Here is a 19450-nt window from a genome sequence, read left to right as displayed (position 1 = left end):
GATCAATGAGGAGGGCGGCCGCTGTGAGTGGGCATGTCCGTGAGCGCGTCGACAAGTACTTCGAGGAAGTTGTCCGTCGCAACGCCGGTGAGCCGGAGTTCCACCAGGCCGTCGCCGAGGTTTTCGAGTCGCTCACGGTGGTGCTGGAGCGGCACCCGAACTACGCCGACGGCGCGCTGATCGAGCGGCTCTGCGAGCCGGAGCGCCAGATCATCTTCCGGGTGCCGTGGACCGACGACAACGGCAACGTGCACGTCAACCGCGGATTCCGGGTGCAGTACAACAGCGTGCTCGGTCCCTACAAGGGCGGCCTGCGCTTCCACCCGAGCGTCAACCTCGGCATCGTGAAGTTCCTCGGCTTCGAGCAGATCTTCAAGAACGCGCTGACCGGGCTGCCGATCGGCGGCGGCAAGGGCGGCTCGGACTTCGACCCCAAGGGTCGCTCCGACGCGGAGATCATGCGGTTCTGTCAGTCGTTCATGACCGAGCTGCACCGGCATATCGGTGAGTACACCGACGTGCCCGCGGGCGACATCGGCGTCGGTGGCCGCGAGATCGGCTACCTGTTCGGCCAGTACAAGCGGCTGACGAACTCCTACGAGTCCGGCGTGCTCACCGGCAAGGGCCTGACCTGGGGCGGCTCGCAGGTGCGTAAGGAGGCGACCGGCTACGGCGCGGCCTACTTCGTCGCCGAGATGCTCAAGACGGCCGGTACGAGCATGGACGGCAAGCGGGTCGTGGTCTCCGGCTCCGGCAACGTGGCGATCTACGCGATCGAGAAGGTGCACCAGCTCGGTGGCACCGTGGTGGCCTGCTCGGATTCGGCCGGCTACATCGTGGACGAGCGCGGCATCGACCTGGAGCTGCTCAAGGAGATCAAGGAGGTCCGGCGCGGCCGGATCTGCGATTACGTCGACACCGTTCCGTCCGCCAAGTATGTTGCGGGCGGCTCGATCTGGGACGTTCCCTGTGAGGTCGCGATCCCGTCCGCCACCCAGAACGAGCTCGACGAGAAGGGCGCACTGACCCTGGTCGAGAACGGGGTCCGCGTGGTCGCGGAGGGCGCGAACATGCCGACCACCCCGAGGCGTTGCGCGTGCTGCGTTCCGCGGGCGTCGCGTTCGCCCCCGGCAAGGCCGCGAACGCGGGCGGTGTGGCGACCTCGGCGCTGGAGATGCAGCAGAACGCCTCGCGCGACTCCTGGCATTTCGACTACACCGACGAGCGGCTCTCGAAGATCATGTCGGACATCCACGGCCGCTGTGTCGCGACCGCGGAGGAGTACGGCAAGCCGGGCGACTACGTCCTCGGTGCGAACATCGGCGGCTTCGTCAAGGTGGCCGACGCGATGCTCGCGATGGGCGTCATCTGACGCCCTCGGCGAGCGCCGCGGCTGTCGGCGCGTCGGCGGGGTAGAAGGTCTCGATCGCCAGCTCGGCGACCGTGACGTCCATCGGCGTGCCGAACACCGTCGTCGTGCTGAGCAACGCCAGTTCGCCTCCCGGCGTGGCGAATCGGAGCGGCACCACCAGGGCGCCCGGGTCGTGGTCCGTCGGCGCCTCGCCGGGATAGGCCGACAGTTCGTCGGCCAACGCGGCGAGGAACGGGTCCCCGGTGGTGGCGATCTGGTGGTCGAGCCGGCTGCGCAGGTGACCGCGCCACTGGCCGAGATTGACGATCCGCGGTGCCATGCCCTCCGGGTGCAGGCTCAATCGCAGCACGTTCACGGGCGGTTCGAGCAGGTGGAGCGCGCATCCCTCGGTGAACATCGCGACCGCGGCGTTGCCGTCGATCATGTTCCAGTGCCGGTCGACGACGACGGCCGGGGCGGGCAGGTGCGCACCGAGGATCGCCGCGATCGCGTCGGCCACCGCGGCCATCGGCACGTCGGAGAGCTGGTGCTCGGGGTACGCCGGGGCATAGCCGCCTGCCAGCAGCAGCGAGTTCCGCTCCCGCAGCGGGATATCGAGCTGTTCGCTGAGCTTGAGCAGCATCGCCTTGGTTGGCCGGGACCTGCCGGTCTCGAGGAAGCTCACGTGCCGGGCCGAGACCTCGGCCCGGGACGCGAGGTCCAGTTGACTGAGCCTGCGTCGCTCCCGCCACCGCCGGAGCAACGTGCCGACCGGCGGCTTGGCCTCGATGAGGGTGGTCATGAGGCAACCCTAGGGCGGCCCGGGAAGCGCCGCCATTACCTCGGAGGTAATCGACGCGGCGCACCGCGACGGTCAGAGTTGTGTTCCGACGGGGGCCGAGGCGGCCACCGCGACATCCGACAGGAGTGACGACATGACCTTCGAAAACCTTGCGGCCCAGTACATCGCGGTGTGGAACGAGACCGATGCGGACCGGCGCCGCGCCGCGATCGACGCGCTGTGGGCGGCCGACGGCCGGTACGTGGACCCGATGGCCGCGGCCACGGGCCGGGCCGAGATCGACGCCACCATCGGCGCCGTGCAGCAGCAGTTCGCCGGGATGAGCTTCCGGCTGAATGGCCCGGTCGACGGTCACCACGACCAGGCGAGGTTCGGCTGGCAGCTCGGGCCCGCGGGTGCGGAGGACCTGATCGAGGGGTTCGACGTGATCGAGCGCGACGCCGACGGCCGGCTGATCCACGTGCTCGGCTTCCTCGACAAGGTGCCCTCCGCCTGAGGCGTGCCTCCTGGCCGGACGGCCACCGCGACTGCCTCGTAGGAGGCGGATATGTGCCGGGTCGTCCGGTCCAGGGAGGACCGCTTCGAGGGCCTGTGGAGCTCGCCACACGCAGGTCTTCCGCTGGATGTGTCAAGTCGATGATCAGTAGTCTGCGGCGTGTGAAGCCATCGTCGAGGCGGCCCGAACCGCGGATGCTGGTCCCGTCGCTGGTGTTCATCGCCCTGGTCGTCGCGGCGGTCGGCAGCCTCGGGGCGCCGCTGATCACTAGCGTGGCGACCACATTCGATGTGTCCCTGGCCAGCGCGCAGTGGACTCTCACCATCACCCTGCTGACCGGCGCCATCGCCACGCCTGTTCTCGGCCGCTTGGGGGCCGGTCCTCATCGCCGCGGCACCATCCTCACCACCCTCGGGGTCGTGGTGGTGGGAAGCGTGCTCACGGTGCTTCCACTGCCCTTTGCCTGGCTGCTCGTCGGCCGGGCGGCTCAGGGCGTCGGCTTGGGGTTGACCGCGCTGATGATGGGCGTCGCCCGTGATCATCTTCCCGAAGGTCGCGCGGCCGCCACGATCGCCCTGGTGTCGGTGGCCTCCACCGTCGGTGTCGGCATCGGCTACCCGCTGGCAGGGTTGCTCACCGAGCTCGGCGGTGTACGCGTCGCATACGGACTCGGGGTGTTCGTCACCGCCGTCGCGTTCCTGGCGGCCCTGCGCAGCATGCCCGTACCACCCGAGGGGCGCTCGGCTCGGGTCGACCTACCTGGCGCGCTACTCCTGGCAGGCGGGCTGTTCCTCGTCCTTCTCCTGGCGAGCGAGACGGGCCTGTGGATCCGACACCTCCGCCTCGCGGTGGCTCTGGCGGCGATTGCCGCACTCCTGCTCGGCATCTGGGCGGCCTACGAACGCCGTAGCTCGGCGCCGCTTGTCGATATCCGGCTGATGCGACACCCGGCCGTCGCCGGAGCCAACGCCGCGATGCTCGTCGGCGGCGTGGGCATGTACCTGTTGCTGACCCTCATCACGCGCTACGCCCAGACACCCGAGAGCGCCGGTTACGGCTTCGGGCTCACCACCTTCGTTGCCGGGCTCGTGCTGGTTCCGTTCTCGCTGCTGGGATTCGTCGCAGGTAAGCTCACGCCTCGCCTGCGCGAGCGAATCGGCGCGCCGCCACTTCTGGCCGGTAGCGCCATCATCGTGCTGTTTGCTTTTGCCCTGTTTGTTGCCGCCCGCTCGAACCTAGCCGAGTTGCTGGTATCGATGGCGGTACTCGGCTTCGGTGTCGGCGGATTCTCGGCGGCGATGCCCTCCGTCATCCTGGCCGTCACCCCGACGGATGAGACAACGAGCGCCATGAGCTTCAACCAGGTCGTGCGCAGCGTCGGCTTCTCGCTCGGGAGTGCAATCGGTGGCCTGGTGTTGGCCGCCGGCACTCCGAGCGGGCATCTCTTCCCGACCGACGACGCCTACACGACCGCGGCATGGATCGGGATCGCAGCAATGGCAGTCACGGCGATCACGTGCGTCACGTTCGCCCGCCGGCCCGCGGCCCGAGAACCCGGCACAAATCAGCCAACTGCGTTTCGCTGACCTGGTGGTGGCCACGGCCAAATACCGGCGGTCCAGGGCTTCAAGTGAACAACTGTGCAGGTATAGGCTGAGTGACGGCATCGGCTCGGTTCTCGCGCCCATCGAGGAACGTCATGACCGTGACATCCCGCTTCTCCCGCACCGGACTGGTCCGCGCATGGCGAGAGCTCGACCGCGGTGAGCGACGCAGCCTCGTCGGCATGACGGTCACGGTGCTCGCCCTCAACGTCATCGGCTGGGGTGTGCTGTTCGCCGTGGTCGTTCCCGGGCACTACACGATCCACGGCTCCGCATTCGGCGTCGGGCTCGGCGTCACCGCGTACACGCTCGGCATGCGGCACGCCTTCGACGCCGATCACATCGCTGCCATCGACAACACCACGAGGAAGCTCGTCGCGGAGAACAAGAAGCCGATGTCGGTCGGGTTCTGGTTCTCCCTCGGGCATTCCACGATCGTCTTCGTGCTCGTGGCCCTGCTGGCGTTCGGGGTGCGGGAACTCGCCGCGAGCCTGTCCGACGACAACTCCGATCTCACGCGATGGACGGGAGTGTTCGGCACCCTGGTCTCTGGGACCTTCCTGCTGCTCATCGGCCTGCTCAACCTGATGTCGTTCATCGCGATCCACCGGGTGTTCCGCGAGATGAAGAGAGGCGCCTACGACGAGGCGCGGCTGGAGCGGGAGCTCGACAATCGGGGAGCCCTCAACCGGCTGCTGAAGCCGGTGGTCGCCGCGGTCCGCGCGCCGTGGCACATGTATCCGGTGGGGCTGCTCTTCGGGATGGGCTTCGACACGGTCACCGAGGTGGGGCTGCTGGTCATCGCGGGTGGCGCCGCGGCGACCGGGCTGCCCTGGTATTCGATCCTGGTGCTGCCGATCCTGTTCTGTGCGGGCATGTCGCTGTTCGATTCGATCGACGGCTCGTTCATGAACTTCGCCTACGGCTGGGCACTTGCCCGGCCGCTGCGCAAGATCTACTACAACCTCGTGGTCACGGGGCTGTCGGTGGTGGTCGCGATGCTCATTGGTGCGCAGGAGATCATCTCGCTCCTCACCGCGAAGTTCGACGTCACCGACGGGCTGCTCGGGTGGATCGGCGCGCTCGATCTCGGGGCGATGGGGTTCATCATCGTCGGGCTGTTCATCGGCACCTGGCTGACCGCAGTGCTGGTGTGGCAGTACGGCGGCGTCCAGGCGCGCTGGGAGTCGGGGCTCGCGGCGGCGGTGCCGCGCGGGCGAACTGCGGCGGTGCCGCCCGAGCGAACGACGTCGCCGTCCCCGAGAAGGCGGCGTCACCCGAGTGACGAACCGTTGTGCCCGTGGTGGCCGCGTCCTAGGGTGAGTTCCACCGAGGCCGGAACGAGGCCGTGATGCACGAGATGTCGATCACCCAGAGCGTCGTCGACGCGGTGTGCGAGCGTGCGGCGGGCAGGCGGGTGCGGCGGGTCACGATCGAGGTGGGCACGCTCTGCGCGGTGGTCCCCGATTCGATGCAATTCTGTTTCGAGCTGGCGACCGAGGGCACGGTGATGGAGGGCGCCAGCCTGGAAATCGATCAGCCGCCGGGCAGGGCGCACTGTCGGGGCTGCGGGGCGGATTTCGAGCTGACCGATCTCGTGGTGCTGTGCCGTTGCGGGAGCGTGGACGTGGAGATCCTCTCGGGCCGCGAACTGCGGATCATGTCGATGGAAGTGGGCTGAGCTATGTGTGCAACATGCGGATGCGGCGACCACGCGGGCGCGTTGATCACGGTGCCCCACGACCATTCCGGTCACGATCATCCTCATCCACACGATCCCGCCTACCCGCACGACCATCACGACGATCATCCGCACGAACACCTGCCGCCGACCGAGACGATCTCGCTCGAGCAGAAGGTGCTCGCGAAGAACGACCTGCTCGCGCAGGAGATCCGGGAGTGGCTGGCCGCCCGCGACATCCTGGCCTTCAACATGACGAGCTCGCCGGGCGCGGGCAAGACCACGTTGCTCGAGCGAACGATTCGTGAACTCGGCGGCGGGCGCCCGATCTCCGTCATCGAGGGCGACCAGGAGACATTGCTCGACGCCGAACGGATCAAGGCCACCGGATGTTCGGTGGTGCAGGTCAACACCGGTGCCGGCTGTCACCTCGATGCCGAGATGATGCGGCGCGCCCTCGACACGCTCGACCCGCCCAGCGGGTCATTGCTGTTCGTGGAGAACGTCGGCAACCTCGTCTGCCCGGCCCTGTTCGATCTCGGCGAGCGCAGCAAGGTGGTCGTGATCTCGGTGACCGAGGGTCGGACAAGCCGCTCAAGTACCCGCACATGTTCGCGGCCGCTGGGCTGGTGATCATCAACAAGACCGATCTGTTGCCGTATGTCGACTTCGATCTCGAGGCGTGCTCGCGACACGCGCGGTCGGTGAACCCGGACGTCCAGATCGTGCCGGTGTCGGCGGTGTCGGGCGAGGGCGTAATCGATTGGTACACATGGATTGACGCGCAGTAGGGGCGCCGTGATGATCTTGCGACCATTGACAATGTTCTTCCGGCGGGTGTAGACCGTGATGAGCGTCATACAAGTGGGCCGAGGGTCGACTCCGATGACGTAGGGGCACAGCCCTGCCCGGAGAGCGGCACTGATGCCAACGGAGGCGGCAGTCAAAGCCGAAGAAACGTTGATCCACGTGCTGTGGATCAACGCGGGTCTCAGTTGTGATGGCGATTCGGTGGCACTGACTGCTGCCACCCAGCCCAGCATCGAGGAGATAGCCCTCGGTGCCCTTCCGGGCCTGCCGAAGATCGCCGTCCACTGGCCCTTATCGATTTCGAGTGCGGGTCGGCCGGCGGTGCCGACGACTTCCTCGAGTGGTTCTGGAAGGCCGATCGCGGCGAACTCGAACCGTTCGTGCTGGTGGTCGAGGGATCGATCCCGAACGAGAAGCTGCACGACGAGGGTTACTGGTGCGGCTTCGGGAGTGACCCGGCCACCGGACAACCCGTGACGACGAGCGAGTGGCTCGATCGTCTCGCACCGAAGGCGACCGCGATCGTCGCGGCCGGAACCTGCGCGACGTACGGCGGAATCCACGCGATGGCGGGAAATCCGACCGGTGCGATGGGTGTGCCCGACTACCTCGGTTGGGAATGGAAGTCCAAGGCCGGGATCCCGATCGTCTGCGTCCCGGCTGCCCGATCCAACCGGACAACTTGTCCGAGACGCTGACGTACCTGCTGTACATGGCGACCGATCAGGCCCCGATGATCCCGCTCGACGAGGCGCTGCGCCCGCAGTGGCTGTTCGGCGCCACGGTGCACGAGGGTTGCGACCGCGGTGGCTACTACGAACAGGGTGAGTTCGCCACCGAGTACGGGTCGCCGACATGCCTTGTGAAGCTGGGGTGCTGGGGTCCTGTGGTCAAGTGCAACGTCCCCAAGCGCGGCTGGATGAACGGCCTCGGCGGATGTCCGAACGTCGGCGGCATCTGCATCGGGTGCACCATGCCCGGTTTCCCCGACAAGTTCATGCCGTTCATGGACGAGCCGCCCGGCGGCCTGGTCTCGAGCACGGCGTCCGGGCTCTACGGCTCCGTCATCCGGCGCCTGCGTCACGTGACCGCACGAACGGTCGAGAAGGAACCGCGTTGGCGCAATCCGGGTTCCACGCTCGAAACGGGAGCAGTACGTACCTGGTAGCCCGACCTGTCGAGAGGCAATTCGATGACAGAGATCATCCCCGAGCCGTCGCACAAGCAGACGGACCCCGGCGGCCTCGTGGAGATGGCCTGGGATCCGATCACCCGCATCGTGGGCAGTCTCGGCATCTACACCAAGATCGATTTCGACAACCGAGAGGTGGTGGAATGCCACAGCACCTCGTCCATCTTCCGCGGCTACTCGTTGTTCATGAAGGGCAAGGATCCCGCGACGCGCACTTCATCACGAGCCGCATCTGCGGCATCTGCGGCGACAACCACGCGACGTGTTCCTGCTACACGCAGAACATGGCATACGGCGTGAAGCCGCCGCACCTCGGGGAATGGATCGTCAATCTCGGTGAGGCCGCCGAGTACATGTTCGACCACAACATCTTTCAGGAGAACCTGGTCGGCGTGGACTATTGCGAGAAGATGGTGTCGGAGACCAACCCCGGCGTGCTCGCCAAGGCCGAGAACACCCAGGCGCCGCGGGCGGGCGAACACGGGTACCGGACGATCGCGGACATCATGCGTTCGCTCAATCCCTTCACCGGCGAGTTCTATCGCGAGGCGCTCCAGGTCAGCCGGGCGACCCGAGAGATGTTCTGCCTCATGGAGGGTCGGCACGTCCACCCGTCCACGCTGTATCCGGGCGGGGTCGGGACGGTGGCCACCATCCAGCTGATGACGGACTACATGACCCGGCTGATGCGGTACGTGGAGTTCATGAAGAAGGTCGTGCCCATGCACGACGACCTGTTCGACTTCTTCTACGAGGCGATTCCTGGGTACGAGAAGGTGGGCCTGCGCAGGACGTTGCTCGGTTGCTGGGGCTCGTTCCAGGACCCCGAACACTGCAACTTCGAGTACAAGGACATGACCAACTGGGGCAGGAAGATGTTCGTCACCCCGGGGTCGTCGTCGACGGCAAGCTGGTCACCACCGATCTCGTCGACATCAACCTGGGCATCCGGATCCTGCTGGGCTCGTCGTATTACGACGACTGGAGCGACCAGGAGACGTTCGTCAAGCAGGACCCGCTTGGCAATCCGGTCGACCGGCGGCACCCGTGGAACCAGCACACCAACCCGCAGCCGCAGAAACGTGACCTCGAGGACAAGTACAGCTGGGTGATGTCGCCCAGGTGGTTCGACGGCACCGACCACCTCGCGCTGGACACCGGCGGTGGGCCGCTGGCCCGCCTGTGGTCGACGGCGCTGGCCGGGCTCGTCGACATCGGGTACGTCAAGTCGACCGGCCGCAGCGTGCAGATCAACCTCCCGAAGACCGCGCTCAAGGGCCCGGTTTCGCTGGAGTGGAAGATCCCGGAGCACGGCAGCAACACCATCGAACGCAACCGCGCCCGGACCTACTTCCAGGCGTACGCGGCGGCCTGCGCGCTGCACTTCGCGGAGAAGGCCCTCGTGGAGATCCGGGCCGGGCGCACCAAGACATGGGAGAAGTTCGACGTCCCCGACGAGGGCATCGGCTGCGGGTTCACGGAGGCGGTTCGCGGCGTGCTCTCACACCACATGGTGATCAGGGACGGAAAGATCGCGAACTACCACCCCTATCCGCCGACCCCGTGGAACGCCAGCCCCCGCGACAGCCTCGGCACGCCGGGTCCGTACGAGGACGCGGTGCAGGGGCAGCCGATCTTCGAGGAGAACGATCGCGATCACTTCAAGGGTATCGACATCATGCGGACCGTCCGCAGCTTCGACCCCTGCCTGCCCTGCGGCGTGCACATGTACCTCGGCGCGGGCAAGACCCTGGAGAAGCTGCACTCGCCGACGCAGTACTCGACCGGAGAGTGACGGTGAACGGCCCGGCGGCAGGAGACGAGGAAGCACGGTGGCGCGCGGCGGGTGATCGGATAGAGACACTTCTCGAGGCCAGCTCGGCGGGCGGCTCCGCGGCGCGCGAGCGTGCCGAACAGCTGGTGCGCGAGGTGGTCGACCTCTACGGCGAGGGACTGGCGCGGGTCGTGCGGATCCTCGCCGAGCACGTGGAGGGCGGGGCCGAGTGGCTCGCCGCCGACGACCTGGTGGCGAGCCTGCTGCTGGTGCACGGCCTGCACCCGCACGACGTGCAGACCCGGGTGCGTGCGGCGCTCGACAGCGTGCGGCCCTATCTCGGCTCGCACGGCGGCGACGTGGAGCTGATGGGCATCGAGTTCCCCGGTGAGCGCGGGCCCGCCGACGGCGCGGGGGTGGTGCGCCTGCAGTTGACCGGAAGCTGCCGGAGTTGTCCGTCCTCGTCGGTGACGCTGGAACTGGCCGTGGAGGGCGCGGTGCTCGCCGCGGCGCCGGAGATCGCCTCGATCGAGGTGGTCGCCGCACAGCCGGACTCCGAGCCAGGGCTGATCGCAGCCGAGTCGCTGTTCTCGCACGTGCACGCCCCGTCGGGCCCCGCCGGAACGTGGTGCCCCGCGCCGGAACTGGAGCAGCTCGCGCCCGGCGAGGTGGGTGGGTTCGTGGTCGGAGGTCTGCCGATCCTGGTCTGCCGCATCGGCGACGACCTGCTGGCGTACCGGGACCGCTGCCCGGCGTGTACGCACTCGCTGGCGGGCGCCGTCCTGGCGCGACGTGCAGGCCATCCGGCGGGCGACGCCGTTCTGCGGTGTCCGACCTGCCGCGCCCATTTCGACGTGGTGCACGCGGGCGCCGGGCTCGACGACGGCGAGGTGCACCTCGAGCCGCTGCCGGTGCTGGTCCGGGACGGCGTGCGCTCGGTCGCGGTACCGGTGGGGTGAGCGGATGAGTTCTCCCTTCTCGGTGCTCAAACGCATCACGGCGACCCGCCCGGCTCCGCAGCCGGGCGAGCGCTGTGAGATGTGCGCGGAGGCGATCGGCGATCGCCATCAGCATGTGGTCAACGTGGAGGGGCGGGCGTTGATGTGTGTCTGCCGCGGCTGCTACCTGCTGTTCACCGACCAGGGCGCCGAGCTGCGGTACCGCGCGGTCCCGGATCGCTATCTGTCGTTCCCCGGGTTCGAGCTCGGCTCCGGCCGTTGGGACGAACTCGAGATCCCGGTGGGACTGGCCTTCTTCTTCCGTAACTCGGTCCTCGGCCGGATGGTCGCGTTCTACCCCGGTCCGGCGGGCGCCATCGAGTCGGAACTGCCTCTCGACGCGTGGAACGCCGTGCGGACGGCGAATCCGGAGCTGGACACGGCGGCCGACGACGTCGAGGCGGTGTTGATACGGATGCCGGAGGAGGGGCGCGGCGAGGCGGAGTGCTTCCTGGTCCCGATCGACGCGTGTTACGAGTTCGTCGGTCGACTGCGCACGCTGTGGCGCGGCTTCGACGGCGGCCAGGAGGCGCGCGGGTACATCGACGACTTCTTCGCGGGGTCGCGGCTCGCGCCGGCGGTACCGGCCAGCAGCGCAGCGGTGGTGAGGGGCCGTGAGCGAGGTGTCGTTCGCCGTCCTCGATGTCGCCCCGGAGCCGTATGCGGCGGCGCCGATCCTCTCCGCCCGGGTGGGGGTGAGCGCCGACGCGCCGGTCCACGCCATCGCGCTGCGCTGCCAGGTGCGCATCGAGCCGCACCGACGGCGGTACACCGACGCCGAGGCCGCGGGGCTGGTGGACCTGTTCGGCGGTCGCGAGCGGTGGTCCTCGACGCAGCACTCGTTCGTGTGGCTGCAGTGCGCCGCGCTGGTGCAGGGTTTCGCCGAGACCTGCGAGGCGACCCTGCCGATGCCGTGCACCTACGACTTCGAGGTGGCGGCGTCGAAGTACCTGCACGCTCTCGAGGAGGGGACCGTCCCACTGGTGTTCCTGTTCAGCGGCACGGTGTTCACCAAGGGCGCCGGGGGATTCGGGGTCCAGCAGATCCCGTGGGATCGCGAGGACCGCTACGACCTCCCGGTCGCGGTGTGGCGGGACCTGATCCGGATGCACTTCCCGAACACCGGCTGGGTGCGCCTCGGCCGGGACACCCTCGAGGCGCTGGCCGAGTACAAGTCCGCGCGGGGCCTGGTCGGCCTCGACGAGGCCGTCACGGAACTGCTCGCGCAGACCCGGGAGCAGGCCCGGTGACCACCACCGATGTCGGAACCCGAGTCCGCGCCGTCGCCGACGCGGTGCTGTACGAGGGCTACCTGCTCTATCCGTACCGGGCGAGCTCGCGAAAGAACCAGTCGCGCTGGCAGTTCGGTGTGCTCGGTCCGCCAGGGCGGCGTCGGCAGGCGTCGGCGAGGAGCCGTCGCTGTCCGCGCAGTGCGTGCTGTCGTGCGGCGCGCCGGAGGGGGGACGCGCGGCACGGGTCACGGTGACGCTTCGCTTCCTGCAGCTGCAGGCCCGCAGCGTGCAGGAGCTGTCGGGCGCGGGCGGATACCGCGCGGTGGACGAACTGGTGGTGGGGGCGCGGTCGTGGCTCAGTTGGGACGAGGCCGTCGAGCGGGAGATCGAACTCCCGGTTGTGGCGTTGTCGGAACTCGCGGTGGCCAGGGGCTTCCCGGTCGACGTGCCGGGCGGCACGGACACCGAGGAGCTGCTCGCGCCGGACGGATCCACCGCGGGACGGATCGTCCGGTCCCGGTTGCCGATCGCCGCCACGGTGACTCTCGGCGCCGCGGAGGACGACGGCTTCACCCGGCTGTCGGTCGAGGTGCGCAACATCGGGCCGGAGACGATCGACAAGGATCTCGCCATCGCGGGGTCGCTGATCGGCGCGCACGCGATCGTGACCGTCCGCGGCGGGTCCTTCGTCTCCCTGCTCGAACCGCCGGACACGGCGGCGGGCGCCGTGGCCCGGGCCGTCCACCACCGGTGTTTCCCGGTGCTGGCGGGCACGCGCGGCGAGACGGACACGGTGCTGATCTCGCCGATCATCCTGTACGACTACCCGGAGGTCGCCGCGCAGAGCGACGGCGCGCTCTTCGACTCCACCGAGATCGACGAGATCCTCACCCTGAGGGTGATGGCGATGACCGACGAGGAGAAGGCGCAGGCGCGCGCCACCGATCCGCTGGCCGCGGAGATCGTCGACCGCTGCGATGCGATGACGCCGGAGGCGATGCAGCGGCTGCACGGCGTTTTCCGCGATCCGCGGCTCGATCCGGGGTTGATACCCGAAGTGCCCGAGGGGGTTCCCTGGTGGGATCCCGAGGCCGACGCGAGCGTGCGGCCGGATGTGGACGCGGTGTCGGTGAACGGTGTCCGGGTGGCCAAGGGCAGCGCGGTGCGGCTGCACCCCTCCCGCCGTGCCGACGCGCAGGACCTCTTCTTCGACGGCAGGACGGCCAGGGTCGCGTCGGTGCACGCCGATGTCGACGGCAACACCCACGTCGGCGTGGTGATCGATGACGATCCCGCCGCGGACCTGCACGACTGGTACGGGCGTTACCTCTACTTCGCCCCGGACGAGCTGGAACCGCTCGGCGGCGATGAACCGGGCAGAGAGGAGAACTAGCGATGGAAACAGTGGGGCAGATCGCGACGGTGCTCGTGGTGGCGCTGGTCGCCGCAGGCGTGATCGTCGGCGTGCGTTCGGTTCCCGACATCAGGCGCTACCTACGCATGCGTCACATGTGACGGCGCGCGGAGAGATCGGTGAAGGACCAACGGCGGGTGCTGGTCGCCGGTATCGGGAACATCTTTCTCGGTGACGACGGGTTCGGTCCCGAGGTGCTGAGACGGCTGGCCGAGCGCGGGCGCGCGAGCGACCGGCAGCCGACCCCGGACGGGGTCCGGCTGGTGGACTACGGGATTCGGGGCGTTCATCTGGCCTACGACCTGCTGGACGGCTGGGATGCCCTCGTCCTGGTGGATGCCCTGCCGGATCGCGGCGCGCCGGGCACCATCCGTGTCTTCGAGGTCGATCCGGAGCGCGGCGGCGGGGGCGGTGGGCTCGATGCCCACGGCATGGACCCGGCGTCGGTCTTCGCGAGCCTGGACGCGCTCGGCGGCACCGCACCCCGAACGGTCGTGGTGGGCTGCGAGGTGCGCTCCGTCGCCGACGGCATCGGGTTGTCGCCGGAGGTGGCCGCGGTGGTGGACGACGCGGTCGGGGCAGTGCTCGGGTTGGTCGAGGATCCGCCGAGGTGGGTGCCCGCGGCAGCCGTGGATCCTGGAGAGGAGGGCTGAGCGGATGTGCTTGGGGATCCCGGGACAGGTGGTGCGCATGCTCGACGGCTACGGCGACCAGTTGGCGCTGGTCGACGTCGCGGGCGAGCACCGCAAGATCAACGTGGGGATGCTGCCCGACGACGTGTTCGAGCCGGGGGACTGGATCATCATCCACATGGGGTTCGCCGTCGAGAAGACCGATGCGGCGGGCGCGCAGGGCGCCCTGGCCGGGCTCGAGTTGATGGGTCGGCCCCGGGAACCGGACGACCAGGGGAGGTGAGGGTCGCGGGCGGACCCAGGAGGATCTATACTAGCTATCTAGATAGATCAGCCAGGCGTCCCGGGAGGCAGACATGTCGAACAGTGCAGCACGCGCCCGCGGCGTCCCGGAGCGTCACCGGGATCATTCACGCCGCCTGACAGCCGTCGGCGGTTCGGTCAGCGACCACGACCTCATCGAGCTCATCCGATCCGAACTGGCCAGCCGTCCCACCCTGAGCCTGGTCGCGGGTCGGGTCTCCCACCTGCTGCTGGCCGGCCAGGTCGACGGCGACGATCCGATCCTCGACCTCATCGATCCGGGCAACGTCCTCGACGAGAAGACGGTGATGCGCGACGCCGTCGAGTACATCCTGTCGTTCCCGCACCTCTCCGCGGGCGAGGTCGCCGTCAAGTACCGCAAGACCTGGGCAAACCCGAGCGACGCGCTGCGCAAGCGGGCCGGACAGATCATCGGCCTCAAGCAGGGCAGGCGATACCGCTACCCGGAGTTCCAGTTCTCGCTGCCCGAGGACGCGATCGAACTGATCCGCCGGAGCAACGTCGCGCTGGGCGCCGAGGACGACCCGTGGGGCGTGGCGTCCTGGTGGCTCTCGCCCAACCCGGCCGCAGCGGGCCGCACCACGCCGGTGGACCTGCTCGAAGCGGGCGACCTCGAGCAGGTCGCCGCCCTGGTCCGGGCCGAGGTCGAGGACGACATTGCCTAACCGGGTACCTCCACCCGCGGTGACCGCAGAGGTGGCGTCGATCCCTGCCGGAACGAAGCTGTGGCGCATCCATTCCGGCGCCCCGGATCGACACGTGTTGTCCCTGAACCAGACCCCGGCCCATCCCGTCCACGGCGGCAGGTTCGACTCCCCGGACGGCTCGTTCCACTACAGCTACTTCGGCGACGACATCTCGGTGTGCATCGCCGAGACCTACTGCCGCTCACTCCCGCTCGACGACAACGTGCCCAGGATCCTGCGCAGGAAGAAGCTCGACGGGCGGGTGCTGTCGCAGGTGCAGGTGACCACCGAGTTCCCGGTCGCGCTCCTGCACGGTCGCCACCTGGCCGCCATCGGCCAGGACCTGTGGCTCACGAAATGCGACCCCGTCGACTATCCGCGGACTCAGCAGTGGGCTGCGGCGGTGGTGAACGGCACCGAGGTGCGCGGCATCAAGTATCGGGCCCGCAATGATGAGGACCGGTTCTCGGTGGTCATGACCATCCGCGCGGACGCGGACCCACCCGTCGCGCTGGCCGACCTGATGTCCGTGGTGCGGGACCCGATTCCGCTCGACGACGCCACGGGCCTGGAGTTGGTGCGCTCGCACCTCGCGGTCTACAACGCCACACTGCGTTGATCGCGGTGTGACGTACTCGTGGGTGTTCCTCGCGGTCGCCGTCGTGCTGGTGCTGACGCCGGGCGCGGACTTCGCGCTGATCGTCCGCAACAGCATTTCTGGCGGGCGCAGGTATGGGATCGCCACCACGTTCGGGGTCAGTTCCGCCGCGGCGCTCCAGGGGCTGCTCGTCTCGTTCGGCATCGCGAGCGTGATCATCCGTGTGCACCCGATCTTTCTCACGATCAAATGGCTCGGAATCGCCTACCTCGCCTGGATCGGGTTCTCGATGCTGCTCAGCGCGGCCCGAGGGTACGGCGCCGCCACCTCGGTTGAAACCGGACCTGCCCCATGGACCGGATACCGGCAGGGATTCCTCTGCAACGCCACCAACCCGAAGATCTTCGTCTTCTATCTGTCACTGCTGCCACAGTTCGTGCCACCGGACGCGCCCTGGTGGGTCTGGCTGTGGCACGCCTGGACCCTGCCGCTTCTCGGAACCCTCTGGTGCTTGCTTGTCGTCGCGTTCGTGGGTTCACTACGCCGACAGTTCGAACGCCCCACGGTTCGACGGACGGTCGACACCGTCGCGGGCGTCGTCATGCTCGGCTTCTGCTCCACGCTCGCTCGCGACGCCTGATCCAGCCCGGCCGCCGAGCTCGCAGAGTCCAGTCCGGACGAAAGTCCGCGGGGTCACGAGTGCTGCCGAAGCAGCTGAGCTTCCGCGAAGCAGCGGGGGTGTTCGCCGTTGGCGGGGCGCGCTTGGCCACACGGCTGGGTGCGTCGGCGGGGAGGGCGACCGGCGATAGGTAACGTCCCTGTGGTGGTGACAGACGCGGCGCAGTCGTGGTGGGAAGAGTCCAACGACAATATTCTCCGCATGCGCGAAACCGGTTGGGGCGGGGACGAGCCGTTGCTCTCGCGAGAGATGTGCGAACTGCTCGATGGCGTCGACGAGACCTTCGCGGTCACCGGCGCGAACACTCCTGGGTGGCCGAACCCCTTTAAGGATGGCCCAGGCCCAGTCGAAGAGGCGTACGAGCGTTCCAGCAACCCCGAGAAGTACCGGATCGTGGTGGCCAGAGCACAGGCGTGGACTCAGGTTCTCCTCGACCGCGGCTGGGCGCGAGAAGCATCGCATGCGGACTGGGCGCTTCCTCCCATGGAACCCGGCGGTACCGACACCGTTCTCAAACCTTCTGCGGACGGTGCGGTTCCGCTGGTGTTGACGACGCACACACCGATGGACAGTGACCATCCCTTCAACATCACGATTGCCGCGGGCGATCCCGCGGTGCGGTTGGATACGCTTCCCGACTGTGCATGCGACGGGTGCGACAGCGGGTCCGCCCGCCTGCTCGAGTACATGGACATGTTGGTGCTCTCTGTCGTCGACGGTTCCCTCGACGTTGACGTTGGAGACGACCGCTACTGGGTACGCACATCGTTCCACGTCAGAGGCGGGGGAATCCAAGGTCCCCGCGCACGGACGGCATTCACCGCCGCACCGTGGCCCCCAAATTGGACTGCGCGCCCAGTGGCTCCTCTGCCGAGTCTCCGAGGTTGATCTCCGACACGAGTTGTCGACCTATCCGATCTGGGAACTGACGTTGGCGAGATCGGTCGGTAGGTTCTGATCGCTCAGCCGGCGGCCTCGGTCGGTTCGAGACGGCGATTGGTGCGGGTGAGCTGCCACCCGGTCCAGTGCTGCAGGCGGTCCGCCTCCTCCGGGGTCAGCCTGTCGCACACGAAGTCCCAGTGCACGGCAACCGTGTCGCCCCTACGGAGATCGGGGACGAACGAGCCACCCGCAACCCGATGGCGGACCGGCCGATCCTGTTCGTCGCCGAGGCGGAGCGCGCCGTCGTAGCTGAGCCGTCGCGAACGCACCACCACGTCCTCGTCCCGAACCTCGATCACCGTCCCGCAGGTGATCCGGCAGGAGTCGAGCACCTGCAGGGGTTGCGGCACACCGGAGCCGAGCAGCCGGGACCACGGATAGACGCCGAAGACGTGGAAGCCGTGCGTTGGCGCCGCCTCGGCGAGCAGGTCCTCGGTCAGGTGCTTCCAGTAGTGCCCTGCCTGGGGCGCCAGCCGGGCCAGCAGCTCCCTGCCGAAGCGCTCGCGGTCGATCTCGTCGGTCAGCTCGTTGCCGGTCCAGTAGGCGCGCACCACGGACGCGTCCAACGGGTCGGTGCGCCCCGACATCTCGGCGATGACCTGTTGGTACGGCCAGGCGCCGCTGAACCTGGCGGCCAGCGCGGGCACGTCCGCGATGGTCCCGTCGGCACATATCCCGTCGCCGCATGCGGCGGCCTCCAGGGCGCGCGCGTCCGCCGGGCCGCAGTAGCCGAGCGCGTTGGGGGCGTAGGCGTATTGCGCGAAGAGCCGGTGACCGGGCGGGCTCGGCACTCACGCCTCCGTGTTCTTGCCGACCAGCATCGCCGTCTCGCGGTGCAGCCGGCCGAAGTTGTAGTACGCCGCGCAGGCGCCCTCGGGTGAGACCATGCAGGTCCCGATGGGGGTCTCCGGCGTGCACGCGGTCCCGAAGACCTTGCACTCCCATGGCTTGATGACGCCCTTGAGCACCTCGCCGCACTGGCACGCCTTCGGATCGGCGACCCGCACGCCCGGCATCGAGAATTTCTCCTCGGCATCGAACTCGGCGTAGTCGTGGTGCACCTTCAGCGCGCTCTGCGAGATGAAACCGAGCCCGCGCCATTCGAAATGCGGCCGCAGCTCGAAGGTCTCGGCCATCAGCTTCAGCGCCTGGGTGTTGCCCTCGGTCTTGACCACGCGGGTGTACTGGTTCTCCACCTCACACCGCCCGTCCCGGTGCTGCTGCAGCAGCATGTGCACGGAGGCGAGGATGTCGAGCGGTTCGAACCCGGCCACCACCATCGGTTTGCCGTACACCTCCGGCACGAAGCGGTACGGCCTGGTGCCGACGACGGTCGACACGTGACCGGGGCCGAGGAAGCCGTCGAGACGCAGGTCCGGGGATTCGAGGATCGCCTTGATCGGCGGGACGATCGTGACGTGGTTGCAGAACACGGTGAAGTTCCTGACACCCAGCTGTCGGGCGCGCACCAGCGTCACCGCGGTGGACGGTGCGGTGGTCTCGAAGCCCACCGCGAAGAACACCACCTCCCGATCGGGGTTGTCCACGGCGATCTTGAGCGCGTCGAGCGGCGAGTACACGAATCGGACGTCGGCGCCCCTGGCCTTCGCCTCGATCAGGTTGCCCCGCGAACCGGGCACCCGCATCATGTCGCCGAAGGTCGTGAAGATGACCCTCGGCTGTTCCGCGAGCGACATCGCGTCGTCGACCCGGCCCATCGGGATGACGCACACCGGACAGCCTGGGCCGTGCACCAGTTCCACGGTCGGCGGCAGCAGGTGTTCGATGCCGTGGCGGTAGATCGTGTGGGTGTGGCCGCCGCACACCTCCATGAACTTGAACTCGTCGGTGCCCGCGAGGTCGGTGATGGACCTCACGAGCGCGCGGGCTGCGGCCGGATCACGGAATTCGTCTACGAATTTCATCGTGCGTTCCTCGCTGACGGAAGATGCCCGAGATCAGGCGATTTCGGACGAGTTGTACGCGTCGATCTCATTGGTGTAGTCGGCGCCCATCTTCTGGACCTGATCCAGCGTCACCTGCGCCTCGGCCTCGTCGATTTTCGACATCGCGAACCCGACGTGCACCAATACCCAGTCGCCAACGACCAGGCCATCATCGGCCAGCAGGCGGACGCTGATGACCCGGCGGATCCCGTTGACGTCGACCTTGGCCAGGTGCTGCTGGGCGTCGACTATGTCGACCACCTGCCCCGGTATGCCCAAGCACATAGCC

At 68.1% G+C, this 19450-nt stretch carries 17 protein-coding genes and 6 pseudogenes; 19 read left to right on the top strand and 4 right to left on the bottom strand.

From position 1 onward, the window contains the following. Positions 1–5 precede the first annotated feature (5 nt). A pseudogene (gene gdhA / locus BTZ20_RS13595) lies at positions 6–1372 on the top strand (NADP-specific glutamate dehydrogenase). On the opposite strand, the gene BTZ20_RS13590 reads toward gdhA, so the two are convergent. After that, positions 1365–2153, bottom strand: a complete 789-nt coding sequence (locus tag BTZ20_RS13590; protein WP_077041734.1) for a helix-turn-helix domain-containing protein — start codon at positions 2151–2153, stop codon at positions 1365–1367. The pseudogene gdhA and the gene BTZ20_RS13590 overlap by 8 nt on opposite strands. Before the next feature lie 133 nt (positions 2154–2286). Here BTZ20_RS13590 and BTZ20_RS13585 point away from each other — a divergent pair, with 133 nt between their 5' ends. The 18 genes and pseudogenes from BTZ20_RS13585 (at position 2287) to BTZ20_RS13505 (ending at position 17161) form a co-directional block, all read left to right on the top strand. After that, positions 2287–2649 carry a nuclear transport factor 2 family protein gene (locus BTZ20_RS13585; RefSeq protein ID WP_077041733.1) on the top strand — a complete coding sequence of 121 codons (363 nt, stop codon included), beginning with the start codon at positions 2287–2289 and terminating at the stop codon, positions 2647–2649. Between the two features lie 161 nt (positions 2650–2810). After that, positions 2811–4235 carry an MFS transporter gene (locus BTZ20_RS13580; RefSeq protein WP_223263333.1) on the top strand — a complete coding sequence of 475 codons (1425 nt, stop codon included), beginning with the start codon at positions 2811–2813 and terminating at the stop codon, positions 4233–4235. Positions 4236–4348: 113 nt separating this feature from the next. Continuing rightward, on the top strand, positions 4349–5605 hold the full coding sequence (locus BTZ20_RS13575; protein WP_083742670.1) for a HoxN/HupN/NixA family nickel/cobalt transporter: 1257 nt from the start codon (positions 4349–4351) through the stop codon (positions 5603–5605). Next, on the top strand, positions 5605–5934 hold the full coding sequence (locus tag BTZ20_RS13570; RefSeq protein ID WP_077043697.1) for a hydrogenase maturation nickel metallochaperone HypA: 330 nt from the start codon (positions 5605–5607) through the stop codon (positions 5932–5934). The genes BTZ20_RS13575 and BTZ20_RS13570 overlap by 1 nt, the downstream gene beginning before the upstream one ends. A 3-nt stretch (positions 5935–5937) precedes the next feature. Further along, a pseudogene (gene hypB, locus BTZ20_RS13565) lies at positions 5938–6725 on the top strand (hydrogenase nickel incorporation protein HypB). Between the two features lie 133 nt (positions 6726–6858). Then, positions 6859–7912: pseudogene (locus BTZ20_RS13560) on the top strand (hydrogenase expression protein HypE). A gap of 24 nt (positions 7913–7936) precedes the next feature. Continuing rightward, positions 7937–9731, top strand: a pseudogene (locus tag BTZ20_RS13555) (nickel-dependent hydrogenase large subunit). Between the two features lie 2 nt (positions 9732–9733). Next, positions 9734–10669: a NifU family protein gene (locus tag BTZ20_RS13550; RefSeq protein ID WP_083742934.1), complete on the top strand. Its 936-nt coding sequence runs from the start codon at positions 9734–9736 to the stop codon at positions 10667–10669. Between the two features lie 4 nt (positions 10670–10673). Then, a pseudogene (locus tag BTZ20_RS28100) lies at positions 10674–11282 on the top strand (DUF5947 family protein); the annotation flags it as partial. A 40-nt stretch (positions 11283–11322) separates the two neighbouring features. Next, positions 11323–11958 carry a DUF6084 family protein gene (locus tag BTZ20_RS13540; protein WP_077043696.1) on the top strand — a complete coding sequence of 212 codons (636 nt, stop codon included), beginning with the start codon at positions 11323–11325 and terminating at the stop codon, positions 11956–11958. Beyond that, positions 11955–13333: pseudogene (locus BTZ20_RS13535) on the top strand (hypothetical protein). Before BTZ20_RS13540 ends, BTZ20_RS13535 begins: the two are co-directional and overlap by 4 nt. Before the next feature lie 2 nt (positions 13334–13335). Then, a complete protein-coding gene (locus BTZ20_RS29840) occupies positions 13336–13455 on the top strand; it encodes a DUF6893 family small protein (RefSeq protein WP_097213325.1) in 120 nt (39 codons plus the stop codon). 18 nt (positions 13456–13473) lie between these two features. Then, a complete protein-coding gene (locus tag BTZ20_RS13530) occupies positions 13474–14007 on the top strand; it encodes a hydrogenase maturation protease (RefSeq protein ID WP_077041730.1) in 534 nt (177 codons plus the stop codon). A 4-nt stretch (positions 14008–14011) separates the two neighbouring features. After that, entirely contained in the window at positions 14012–14269 is a 258-nt protein-coding gene (locus BTZ20_RS13525; RefSeq protein WP_077041729.1) for a HypC/HybG/HupF family hydrogenase formation chaperone, read from the top strand. A gap of 73 nt (positions 14270–14342) precedes the next feature. Continuing rightward, the gene (locus BTZ20_RS13520) at positions 14343–14975 is read left to right on the top strand and encodes a hypothetical protein (RefSeq protein WP_077041728.1); all 633 of its coding nucleotides are present in this window, start codon (positions 14343–14345) and stop codon (positions 14973–14975) included. Between the two features lie 19 nt (positions 14976–14994). Further along, positions 14995–15615: an RES family NAD+ phosphorylase gene (locus tag BTZ20_RS13515; protein WP_083742668.1), complete on the top strand. Its 621-nt coding sequence runs from the start codon at positions 14995–14997 to the stop codon at positions 15613–15615. 7 nt (positions 15616–15622) lie between these two features. Then, positions 15623–16234, top strand: coding sequence for a LysE family translocator (locus BTZ20_RS13510; RefSeq protein ID WP_077041726.1), 612 nt, complete (start codon positions 15623–15625; stop codon positions 16232–16234). 183 nt (positions 16235–16417) lie between these two features. Continuing rightward, positions 16418–17161, top strand: a complete 744-nt coding sequence (locus BTZ20_RS13505) for a DUF6226 family protein (RefSeq protein ID WP_223263332.1) — start codon at positions 16418–16420, stop codon at positions 17159–17161. Between the two features lie 74 nt (positions 17162–17235). Here BTZ20_RS13505 and BTZ20_RS26745 read toward each other — a convergent pair whose 3' ends face one another. From BTZ20_RS26745 to BTZ20_RS13495, 3 genes are read right to left on the bottom strand one after another with little or no spacing between them, the layout of a single operon-like run. Then, complete coding sequence (locus tag BTZ20_RS26745; RefSeq protein WP_145982295.1) at positions 17236–18006, bottom strand: DUF6390 family protein; 771 nt, start codon at positions 18004–18006, stop codon at positions 17236–17238. After that, complete coding sequence (gene hypD / locus BTZ20_RS13500; RefSeq protein ID WP_145982294.1) at positions 18007–19140, bottom strand: hydrogenase formation protein HypD; 1134 nt, start codon at positions 19138–19140, stop codon at positions 18007–18009. Between the two features lie 33 nt (positions 19141–19173). Continuing rightward, positions 19174–19446 carry a HypC/HybG/HupF family hydrogenase formation chaperone gene (locus tag BTZ20_RS13495; RefSeq protein WP_077041725.1) on the bottom strand — a complete coding sequence of 91 codons (273 nt, stop codon included), beginning with the start codon at positions 19444–19446 and terminating at the stop codon, positions 19174–19176. Positions 19447–19450 lie beyond the last annotated feature (4 nt).

Origin of the sequence: Rhodococcus sp. MTM3W5.2 (assembly GCF_001984015.1) — a bacterium.
Lineage (GTDB): Bacteria > Actinomycetota > Actinomycetes > Mycobacteriales > Mycobacteriaceae > Rhodococcus_G > Rhodococcus_G oryzae.
This window is presented reverse-complemented; position numbering and strand designations above follow the sequence as displayed.

Excerpts from the sequence above, each read along its gene's own strand:
- BTZ20_RS13590 (WP_077041734.1), bottom strand. The coding sequence starts at position 2,153 with ATGACCACCCTCATCGAGGCCAAGCCGCCGGTCGGCACGTTGCTCCGG.
- BTZ20_RS13585 (WP_077041733.1), top strand. The coding sequence starts at position 2,287 with ATGACCTTCGAAAACCTTGCGGCCCAGTACATCGCGGTGTGGAACGAG.
- BTZ20_RS13575 (WP_083742670.1), top strand. The coding sequence starts at position 4,349 with ATGACCGTGACATCCCGCTTCTCCCGCACCGGACTGGTCCGCGCATGG.
- BTZ20_RS13570 (WP_077043697.1), top strand. The coding sequence starts at position 5,605 with ATGCACGAGATGTCGATCACCCAGAGCGTCGTCGACGCGGTGTGCGAG.
- BTZ20_RS29840 (WP_097213325.1), top strand. The coding sequence starts at position 13,336 with ATGGAAACAGTGGGGCAGATCGCGACGGTGCTCGTGGTGGCGCTGGTC.
- BTZ20_RS13525 (WP_077041729.1), top strand. The coding sequence starts at position 14,012 with ATGTGCTTGGGGATCCCGGGACAGGTGGTGCGCATGCTCGACGGCTAC.
- BTZ20_RS13520 (WP_077041728.1), top strand. The coding sequence starts at position 14,343 with ATGTCGAACAGTGCAGCACGCGCCCGCGGCGTCCCGGAGCGTCACCGG.
- hypD (WP_145982294.1), bottom strand. The coding sequence starts at position 19,140 with ATGAAATTCGTAGACGAATTCCGTGATCCGGCCGCAGCCCGCGCGCTC.
- BTZ20_RS13495 (WP_077041725.1), bottom strand. The coding sequence starts at position 19,446 with ATGTGCTTGGGCATACCGGGGCAGGTGGTCGACATAGTCGACGCCCAG.